4 protein-coding genes are annotated in these 3858 nt (G+C 52.3%); all 4 read left to right on the plus strand.

The features are described from left to right. Window positions 1-77: 77 nt before the first annotated feature. The gene (locus ACRDDY_RS12760) at window positions 78-2456 is read left to right on the plus strand and encodes a phage NrS-1 polymerase family protein (RefSeq protein WP_438565329.1); all 2379 of its coding nucleotides are present in this window, start codon (window positions 78-80) and stop codon (window positions 2454-2456) included. Window positions 2457-2580: 124 nt separating this feature from the next. After that, window positions 2581-2889 carry a hypothetical protein gene (locus ACRDDY_RS12765; protein WP_438565330.1) on the plus strand — a complete coding sequence of 103 codons (309 nt, stop codon included), beginning with the start codon at window positions 2581-2583 and terminating at the stop codon, window positions 2887-2889. A 178-nt stretch (window positions 2890-3067) separates the two neighbouring features. Next, window positions 3068-3235 (plus strand): hypothetical protein, encoded by a 168-nt coding sequence (locus ACRDDY_RS12770; protein WP_438565331.1) that lies wholly within the window; start codon window positions 3068-3070, stop codon window positions 3233-3235. A gap of 354 nt (window positions 3236-3589) precedes the next feature. Continuing rightward, window positions 3590-3858: hypothetical protein (locus ACRDDY_RS12775; RefSeq protein WP_438565332.1), on the plus strand; the 269-nt coding region annotated here is incomplete at its 3' end.

The following is a 3858-nucleotide window of genomic DNA, read 5'->3' on the forward strand; positions in this document are numbered from 1 at the left end:
CTTACCGCGACGCTGACGACGACCTTATCCCACTAGATTAAGACCATACACTGGCATCACACACAGAGGGCTATGTTATGCAGTGTTTACCTCCTGCACTTGGGGCGTTACGCCCCTTCAAACAATTCATGATTTATAAGCTCGTACCGAGTGCGACACGTCCGGGTAAGATGGATAAAAAGCCGTGCAACCTTTCCGGTGATGTAGTGTCAGCACAAGATACGTCACACTGGGTTGACGCTGACACGGCTTGTACCGAAGCGACACGCCGCGGTGAGGGTTGGGGTGTGGCGTTCATCCTGTCCGATGACGATCCGTTTTTTTTCGTTGATATTGACGACTGCCTACTGCCCGACCGCACGTGGTCGCCTATCGCTATTGAACTGTGTACGCAATTTTCCGGCGCAGCGGTAGAGGTGTCACAGTCGGGTCGCGGATTACACATTATTGGTTCAATCGACCAAGTGCCGGAGCATGGTTGTAAAAATATTCCACTCGGTCTGGAGTGTTATACCGGTAAGCGTTTTATCGCGTTGACCGGCACCAGTGCGAGTGGTGACGCTGCGGCACGGTTCGATACGCAATTTGACGCGGTGGTGGGTAAATATTTCAGTGCCGACGTGCAACCGCTGTCACCGCAGAGCTGGACGACCACACATTGTGACGGTTCGTTCCCGATTGATGACGACGACCGGTTAATTGCCAAGGCGCTCGATACCACAAGTGCCGCAAGTGTGTTCACATGTAAAGCATCGTTCCGTGATTTGTGGGAGCGTAACGTGTCGGTACTGGCTGACACGTATCCGGACGAGGTGCGAGAGTTTGACGCAAGTAGCGCAGATGCAGCACTGGCGCAACACCTTGCATTTTGGACAGGTAACAACTGTGAGCGTATTGAGCGCCTGATGCGCCGTAGCGGTCTTGTGCGCCCGAAGTGGGACAAACATAAGAGTTATGTGCAGCGTACCGTGTGCAACGCTGTGACGCGCCAAACCAGTTGGTACAGTGTGGGTGCGCCGATTGAGTTAGCACCTGTGACGGCAGTCGTGGACGTTGCTAAGCCGGTCATGCGTAGTGGTTACCAGCTGGTGGCCGGCACGCAGTTGGTCGATTATTTCGCGGGGTGCGTGTACATCGCTGATATTCATCGTGTCTTCACACCTGGTGGTGCGATGCTCAAAAGTGAGCAGTTCAACGCCATGTACGGCGGTTATACTTTCTCGCTCGATGACAACAACGAGAAAACCACGAAAAAGGCGTTCGAGGCGTTCACTGAGTCGCAGTATGTGACATTCCCGAAAGTTGATTCGTTTGCGTTTCGACCAGCGTGTCCACCCGGTTCAATCATCGAGGAAGAAGGGCGACGACTGGTGAACAGTTACGTTCCGGTCGAGATACAAATGCAAGAAGGTGACATCGAACCGTTCATGAACCATCTGCGTAAAGTGTTGCCCGACCAGCGTGACCAGCAAATCCTGCTCGCATATATGGCCGCGTGTGTGCAGTACAAGGGGTACAAGATTCAATGGGCACCGTTGATACAAGGATGTGAGGGTAACGGTAAAACACTGTTCACACGTTGTCTCGCGTATGCGATTGGTCAGCGTTACACCCACATGCCGCCAGCTAACGAAATCAGCGAGAAGTTTAACGCTTGGTTGTTCGACAAGTTGTTTATCGGTGTAGAGGACATTTACGTACCGGACCAAAAACTTGAAGTGTTGGAAATTCTCAAGCCGATGATCACCGGTACACGTTTAGCACGTCGCGCCATGCAGCAAGACCAAAGTATGCACGACGTGTGTGCCAACTTCATGTTCAACAGCAACCATAAAAACGCAATCAAGAAGACAATGAACGACCGTCGTTTTGCAGTCTTCTACAGTGCGCAACAGGAAGCTGCAGATCTGATACGTGATGGGATGGACGGCAATTACTTTCCGAATCTCTACAACTGGCTGCGTGATGGTGGTTTTGCATGTGTGGCGTATTTCCTGCACAACTATCAAATCCCGGCACAGTACAACCCGACGACTGAGTGTCAACGTGCGCCGGACACCAGTACAACTGCGGAAGCTGTTGAAGCGTCGTTAGGTGGCGTTGAACAAGAGATCCTCGAAGCCATCGATGAAGGACGTACCGGATTTGCTGGTGGATGGGTCAGCTCGTTCGCGCTGGACAAGTTGATCGAGCGGTTACGTGCCGACCGTCAGATCCCACGTACAAAGCGTCGCGGGTTGATGCAGTCGCTTGGATACGATTGGCACCCAGCGTTGAAGGACGGACGTGTGAACAACACTATCATGGACCCGTGTGGTAACACTGGTAAGCCGCGCCTATTTATCCGCCATGGTCACATTCATGCCAATTTGACCAGCGGCGCGGAGGTGGCACGTCATTACGCAGCGGCACAGGGTGATCCGGTGGCGATGGCTGCGACACAAATGGCGCAGTAACGTGACAGACCGCACACTTGTGCGGTTTTTATTTAACCACTATTGACGGGATGGTCAGTGATGGTATACATTTAAACACATCGGGGACACATGGTGTGTTTACCAAGACTTGAAGGGTTTGAGAATGGACATGAAATTAGCGTTTAACAACCTGCTGGCAGCGTGCAAGGTAGTGGCGGAAAACATCGGTCAACCTGTAGTGGCGGAGCGTGCTCACATCTGCGTACGCGTTACCGATTCTGACCCTGTGTTCATCGACTCAGGTTCGTTCCGTGTGTTCTGCGGTAACGACGTTGAAATCGTGTTCCCCGACCAATGTACAACCGTTGAACGAGCTGTAAAAGCTGTACGCATTCACAATCGTGTGTTCGATTACGAAATTGCCAAGCTAGTTAAAGATACTTTCAAACAGAAACGTCAGGCGGTGGCGTAAGTGGGAGTTAGTCGATGCGTAGCGCACCAGTTTGCAAAGCGTACCGCGTGAACGATGAGTATCATTGTCACCGGTGTGGGTATCAGTGGTCGGTCGGGGACATTGACCGACCGGAATGTAAACCGCCACATGTGATAGGGTTGGCTCGACTAAAGCAAGTGATTGAGAGGTATAAGAAATGCGTGTAACACTGGAAGAATTGCTAGAGCGTGGGATGTCACACGTTGAGGCGCAGAACATGATGAACTATATCCGCAACGAGGTGTACGCTCAAGGCGGTAAAGTGGTTCGTATTAAGGATTGTAACGGTCAGGTAGTGGAGCAGCTTTATGAATTGCCGACTTAAGTGTGCAGCCGTACTGGTTGCTGTAGGGGTGGGAATGTGTGCCACCCCGGCACAGGCGGTACAAAATTGTGACGGTCGGGTGCAGCGTGCGGCGTTTGCGGCGCTGGTGGACAATGGGGCGACCTGTTGGAGTTTTATTAATCGGTTCGGCCCCAAAGCGATGCGCTCCGAAGCGTGTCAGGACATGGACGCAGCAATGGATCGCGCCGAGGAAGAGTCGGTACGGCTGCGCGGGTGTAAGTATGTACCGTACGGTGCGACACTGACACAATTGGAGTATGTGAACTGGTTGGCGGACGAGCTGCACCGGTTCCGTATGATGCGTTGGGACGACCGTAAGGGGTGGGTAGCGGAATGACAGACAAAACATACACGTTGCAGGGCGGACTGTGTGACGGTGAAAAGGTAACCGTACTGCGAGACCTGTGCTACAAGGACTACATTGTGGGCACTAATTTCCGCGCCGGTGTAGGTGAGTTCACATGGGAGGTTTACAGATTTCAACAGGTCATTTATGACGACCGTCGGTTCGAAGTGTTACTGCATGACTCGGTTGGTATCCACGATTTTGTGAGGAACCTTGTTCAACATTCAGAGAAGGAAGGTGTCGGAGTGGTTGAATT

It is taken from the genome of Clostridium sp. (assembly GCF_051656525.1).
Classification (GTDB): domain Bacteria; phylum Bacillota; class Clostridia; order Clostridiales; family Clostridiaceae; genus Clostridium.